Annotated in this window: 5 protein-coding genes; 1 reads left to right on the plus strand and 4 read right to left on the minus strand. The window is 57.7% G+C overall.

Features of this window, described 5'->3' with window-relative positions; all coding sequences use genetic code 11:
* Nucleotides 1–63: 63 nt before the first annotated feature.
* Nucleotides 64–486, minus strand: coding sequence for a hypothetical protein (locus AWB75_RS26085; RefSeq protein WP_061126924.1), 423 nt, complete (start codon nt 484–486; stop codon nt 64–66).
* 1,192 nt (nt 487–1,678) lie between these two features.
* Between AWB75_RS26085 and AWB75_RS37255 the strand changes: the two genes are divergently transcribed.
* On the plus strand, nt 1,679–1,897 hold the full coding sequence (locus tag AWB75_RS37255; protein ID WP_143746501.1) for a hypothetical protein: 219 nt from the start codon (nt 1,679–1,681) through the stop codon (nt 1,895–1,897).
* Nucleotides 1,898–2,635: 738 nt separating this feature from the next.
* Here the strand turns inward: AWB75_RS37255 and AWB75_RS26090 are convergent.
* The 3 genes from AWB75_RS26090 to AWB75_RS26100 form a co-directional block, all read right to left on the minus strand.
* Nucleotides 2,636–3,865 carry a YncE family protein gene (locus tag AWB75_RS26090; protein ID WP_061126925.1) on the minus strand — a complete coding sequence of 410 codons (1,230 nt, stop codon included), beginning with the start codon at nt 3,863–3,865 and terminating at the stop codon, nt 2,636–2,638.
* A 288-nt stretch (nt 3,866–4,153) separates the two neighbouring features.
* Nucleotides 4,154–4,462: a hypothetical protein gene (locus AWB75_RS39520; RefSeq protein ID WP_143746502.1), complete on the minus strand. Its 309-nt coding sequence runs from the start codon at nt 4,460–4,462 to the stop codon at nt 4,154–4,156.
* Nucleotides 4,463–5,108: 646 nt separating this feature from the next.
* Nucleotides 5,109–5,696, minus strand: coding sequence for a hypothetical protein (locus AWB75_RS26100; protein ID WP_061126926.1), 588 nt, complete (start codon nt 5,694–5,696; stop codon nt 5,109–5,111).
* Nucleotides 5,697–6,074 lie beyond the last annotated feature (378 nt).

Here is a 6,074-nt window from a genome sequence, read left to right on the forward strand (position 1 = left end):
CTCCATATAATTGTCTTCGCAACAATGCGTTTGCATTCCTTATTGCTTTGTGATTTCCCTTCGCTATCGCGGGTATATCTCCAGTGTGGCGACGTCGAGCTGGCCACCCAATTGGCTATGGAAATGAAGAGAGAAGCGCCCTGTGATGCCGATAGGGAAAATGTCGAGCGACTGAGCACTGCTCGACGCGCATGCAGCGAAGGCACCTGGAATTTCGTGAACCATCAAGACTCCAGGTTCCTTCGATTGCACAGTGATGTGCGCCGGCACGCCTTCACGAATCGCGATGACCGGCCTTTTCCATGGCGCCTCTTCTCGGTCTACATAGACGGAGAACTGTTGTGGGTCCGATAGCCTTGAAGAGGCCCACGACAGATGTCGCACCACGCCGTAGGCGAGCACCAGCGCAGTCGCGGTGGTGATCAACGCGACGTGTCGATGCCGTTGCCGAGGCCTCTTTTGCTCCGTGTCGGCGGGTTGTTCCATGCGTGCTTGCACCACTGCTGTGGCTACCTGACTCGACCCGCAAGGGATGCGGGTAACGGTACGATGGATGTTAGTGTGCGGTATCGCGGAGAGATATCTGCTTATTGCGCACTGTCGAAAAATTGCGTACTGACTTACCCCACTTTTGGGGGCACAGGACGCCACAACCGAGGAACTGGACAAGTTCGTTCAAGCTGAAGGCCTTCGCTATGGCGGCGAACACAGCCCCGCGCAGCGCGGCCGCGCCCGGGGGCGTTGCTGACCTTCCTGTTTGCTCGGCCGACGGCAGTGGTGACCCGATGCACGAGTTGCTACTCGCGCGGATATGCGCCGCCGACTTGCTTCCTAGCGCAGCACGGTGTCGGCGAGAGTGTGTGACGCGGATCGAACCGCAGATAGAGTATCGACGTGGCGCGGTTGCAATTATTCGATAAAACGCAATAAGCAGATATCGCCCGTTCCTAAAAGTCGCTAATATCGTCGAGCCGATGGACGACCCGGCATGGCTGCATTGATCAGCTAGGACTCAAGGCGCGAACGGCGCACTCGGGATTTGCCATCGGCGTAACGGGTGGAATAAGCGAGGCGCTGAACTCTGACAAGAGGGGTTCAATTAATGGTAAGCAGATTGGATCATACCGCCGCCGCCAGCGAAGTCGTTGGCAGCAAGGAAAACGAACGTGATCAACGGCACTACGAACCGAACAAACCAACGTCGGATCTTTCGATTCGTTGGTCGTGGTCAACCAGAGCGTCGCAGTGGGACTGGATGGACTACGATGTCGTGAAGAGCGGCGAGGCATAGTCGGCGACTCTGATTAGGCGCCCACAGCTTTTCGGCAGCCCGTTTCGGCAAGTATCGTGCATCTCTCAGGCCAGCGATGGTCTTTTGGCCGGCATATGAGTGCCGGCCTTTTTTAATCCTCGCTTGTATGTACGTTGGTGCAAACTCCGACCACCATCAACGTTGTTCGCGACTGCAGCAGCCTCGGTTCCGCGTCTTGTCTAAATGGGGTTTGAATCGATTACATCAGCACAACGGATCGGCACCCGGCTGGTCTCACACCGCGTTTTGAGGGCTCGTAGTAGACGCATAGGTCTGGTAATCGACTTCGCTCGCGCCGGGGATGGGCGATATTGTACGGGTCGCGAATAGTACGAACTTTGGACACCGACTTCTGGTTGACCATGCGTGCGCCTGGCGCTCCGGCGTGCCGCAAAAAGCGGTGTGGTGGTGGTGCAATCGAGCCCCGCGCCACACGACGAAATGCCGATGCAGGAGTTTCTCGATGCGGCCGACGTGCTCGCTGGCGGCGATCGCGCCCCGCAGAAGCTGCGCATCCTGCTGATGCTCGCGCTGAGTGGTACGAGCGATCGCTCGCACATCCAACGCTGGATCGATGAGGCGTAAAGCGCGACGCGCGTCAAGCCAGCTCATTGAACCAAATTGAAAACAATGTGAGGAGCGGACGAATCCCTGTAATCCTTCAGGCGCTTAACCGCCATGACTGTATCGACGATTGAATTTATCGAAACCGCCTTGTCGATATGCCGACAACGCGTCCCTCGCAAGGCTATCGGATGCCACGATGCACGGGAAAACGCTTATGCCTGTGAAGGTGTGTTGCTGCGATGGCGTCGTGAGCGTCGGTAGGGGGCAACCGTTGTCGGCGTAGCCTATGGGCCAAAAGCTCGGAGGCATAGAACTCGCGATCGATGCGGCGATGGTCGGGCAAGGACGCTATGCATCCAGCGCGTGAACGTTGAAGCGTCACCGGCATGTACTTAGGAATACTATGCGAAATCGATAATGTTCATTATGTCAAATGAGGTCTGTTAATTGAAGTGTGTCTGGTCCAATGTTGAAACGGTGTGCTACGAATGACATTTCTTCGCGGAGCGCCGCCTGCTGCTGCTGACCATCACGCCTGGAGGCGTTATCGCGAAGCACATGCATGATGCCCCACTTGAACGGTTGCGCGTCTGAGATGGCATTCCCTTGGCCGATATTTGCGCCTGCGAGCGTCGGCGTTGAACCGCGTCCCCAAATGCAAGCTTCGATGCGAGGCATTACGCCAGGCGGGCCGACCGCGGCGCGGGACACAGCCGCGGCTCATACGCCGTCTCCTTCCCGCGCCGGGGATCGGCGCTATTTGGCTGCGAAGACGGACACGCCGCCATTGACGAAGCCATTGGCTGCGCAACCCGGGCAACCCGCCGGCGATGTAGCCGACGAATATGGGACAAAGATGAGCCCCGTCGCTGGGTCGACCGCAACCGAATGGGCGTTATTGCCCGTGTTCAGGCGCGTGACGATGGTGCGCGTTCCCGCATCGACGATCGTCAGCACCGGCGTGCACGGAGATGCGTTCGAGCAGGCGCCGTCCGTCGATGCATTGCCAGACGCCGTCCACCGACTCGCCGCGTTGTAGTAACGATTGGTGCTTGGATCATATTCGAGCTGATCGCCACCGCCCGCGTTGAGCGACGCCAGAAGGGCCCCGTTTGACCGGTCGAATATTTGCATCAACAAGGGCGCATTGGTCGTCCCTTCCCGGCATCCCACCGCGATGTCGTTTCCGGGCCCAAGCGCGAGTCCGGTGGGATCGCAGTTGCCCTCACCGTACATGGCGACTCCCGCGAGCGTCGTGTAATTCTGCGAGCCGCCATTCGGTATTGCGCGAATGGCGGCTCCCGGCAGCTTGACTAACTCACCATGCGGATTGGCCGTGCTGCCGTCGACGTTCACATAGAAGTTGTCGCTGTTTGGGTCGTACCTGCATGCTTCGAGTCCCGCCGTAGGCTTACCCTCGCTGTCCGTGAACGTCACCTTGGCCACGACGGTCTGCGTCGCCGTGTTGATGAAGGTCGCGAACGGAACCGGCTCCTCTGGGCTTGAAATCATGAACGTGCCGTGCGTGGCATCGAGGCAACCTTCGTCTGCTCGCACGCCCGTGGTGCTCACCGTGATCTTGCTCACCACAGCGCCCGCTGTCGAATCGACAATCTTTACCGAGTTCACATCGCCCACATAGATGAAATTGCCGACCGCTGTGGCGCCATCCGGCCCTGCCTTTGAGTTGGGGCCAGGGCCAAGCCCAGTGAAGGCGAGATTGCCGCTTCCCTGGATAGCCTTGGCGAAGCTCTTCGACGGTATGTCAATTTGATCCAGTGATGCGTTGTTTCTGTCCGTGAAAAAGTACTGGCTTCCGGAGACAATGCCGATATCAAACGAGAAGTTGACGCCCGCCTTGATGTTCGGCACGGCTATGTCCGATACATAGCGGGGCCCGTTATCGTCATTGTCATGGCCGCCACAGCCCGCAACCAAAACAATAACCGACGCGACAAGCGCATTCGTCCGTATATACTTCGGCATCGCACACCTCCTATGATCTATGGAAGATGACCTGGAGCGCGTCGAGAGAACAATGGACGCTGCTATAGCATAGGCATATCGTCACGACACCGGTCCTTATCGTTTTCCCCTTGCACGAAATAGCCCACGCTTAAGGGATCCCTAAGCTTTCGCGGCAAACACCAGCTGCTTGCCTTCGTTTTGATGCCCTGACTTCGGACCGCACTAGACAGAGCTTCCGTGCAATGCACAATGGGTGACGTAGCGCTCGTGCGAGAGAGCGTGCAAAACCTGGGGAGGTCGATTTCGTCAGGCCGCCCCGGCTTGCGGCAGGGCTGCCTGGTCTGTTCTGTTGGTTGGTCGGTGCCGGTCTGGCGATGCTGCTCCGACGCAATTACCGTGATGCGAGGTCGCTATATTGAGCGACGAGATGCGGCGGGACGAGAGTTCGCCGTTTATGGCGACCCGCACCTGCGCCATGCAGTGCGCCCCTTCGTCAGCCCAGCGCATCTGTCGCTTCTTGGCCATACGGTGGCTGACAACTTGGTTCACTGCAGACTCGACGATGCTGCTGCTGATCGGCATGCCCTTGCGATGCCGAGCGCCATAGTTGACCAACGTGTGCACGTTGTTCCCTCAGGTAGCACGAGACAGTGTTCAGGTTCCACCAAAGCGTGCTGAATTCGTAACCTTCCCTCGGGTTCGCGAATCCAGCGATGTCGCCGCCGTGAGCGTCGATTCGGCGTGGCTACGAAATTACCACTCCAAGAAAGGCCCTGGCCGCCACGTCAACATCGTCCCCGGGCGAGCGACGCGTTCAGCCAATCGCGCAGTGCTGGTCCCGCGGCCGCTTAAACCACGAACTATTCGTCTCTTTGCGACCCACAGCCGTCACTCGCGCTGTGTATGACTAAACGGCGGCTAACTGAGTGCAACGGTCATTCGATCAGCAGTCTCAGCCGTGCAGTCCTCGGGCTTACGCGAAGCCATTGATCACGTCAATGACGTGCCGCCGGGGACCACGAGCGACAGACAATTTCACGGTGCCCCCGTCGAATCCGTCCACGCTTCAATTCCGTTCTATGGTACGAGTCCTGGGCATCGACTGAAGCAAAAACGGTAGGAGCTAGTCGCCGTTCGCCCTTCGCATGCAAGCCGCTCCTTGCTTTACGACGGCTGCGCTGACGGCGAAAGAGTGCGTTGCGCGAAGCAACTCGCCTTCCACTCAGGCCAAGGTTCCGCGTCAGGGGACGGGTGCCCCCGGCTACCTGTCACGCCCTTCCGTTCGAAACTTCTCCCCGATTAAGCTTTCCTGCGCTTCCATTTTACAAGGCTGCGCCGGTCCACAGGTGGTTCCGTCGGTCGCTCTAAACTGACCGCCGATGACCTGCCTGCTGACGACGCCAAATATACGCCGACCGCCATCCGTTAACACGAAGCGGATGTCAATTGTCGTAGATGAAATCGGCGCGGGAAATTTGTTAATGTGCATGATGCCTGTGCAGTCCGAATAAACTGTATACATTCCGCTTTCGTTAGTGTCGAAACCGGTCGTTGGATCCGTTGACCCCGGGCGTTTCTCGCCTCCACTCTGGACGAAGTCCGCTCGAGTAAAGCCGCCATGCCCGTCAAAGTCCTGAATCGAGACCGCGTCTATCAAAACCGGTTCGTTCGCAAATCGATGGGTGTTACCCGCATCGTCGAATATGCCGATTAGTTGGCCCCTAAGCGAGAATCCGTAGAGTCCCTTGAGCGTTGCGTTAGAACACTGTTCGTCCGCGCTCGAGGTTCCAGCTGCCGCTAACAGAAAGAATGCAACTGTTGACATTCCTTTCAGCCGTTTGCAGGTCATTTTCGTCTCCTTGCTAGTGACGCCAGCTGCAAAAACGATCGAACGGACCGTCGCAGACGCATACCGTTCGTCCGTTAGTCATCGCGCATTTCGCGCCGCATGGACTGTATGTAGATCATCATGCCGCCCCACTCGACCGCCGCGAGCGTAGCCTCCTAACCCGCACAGGGTGTGTAAGTCGTTATCGGCCCGTTTGACCGAGCACTGCCTATGGGTATTACCGTGCCATTACTTCACCACCTGATTAGGTTATCGGTATACATAGGATAACTAAGCATAATCGAAAATCGGCGTGCCGCGGTCATTTGAGTTTAGGAAATACGTCGGCGACGTAAGGTTTCAACGAGGGCAACGCCATGTGGCAGACAATGCATATCG

This window comes from Caballeronia catudaia, assembly GCF_001544755.2.
In the GTDB taxonomy this organism is placed as follows: Bacteria; Pseudomonadota; Gammaproteobacteria; order Burkholderiales; family Burkholderiaceae; genus Caballeronia; species Caballeronia catudaia.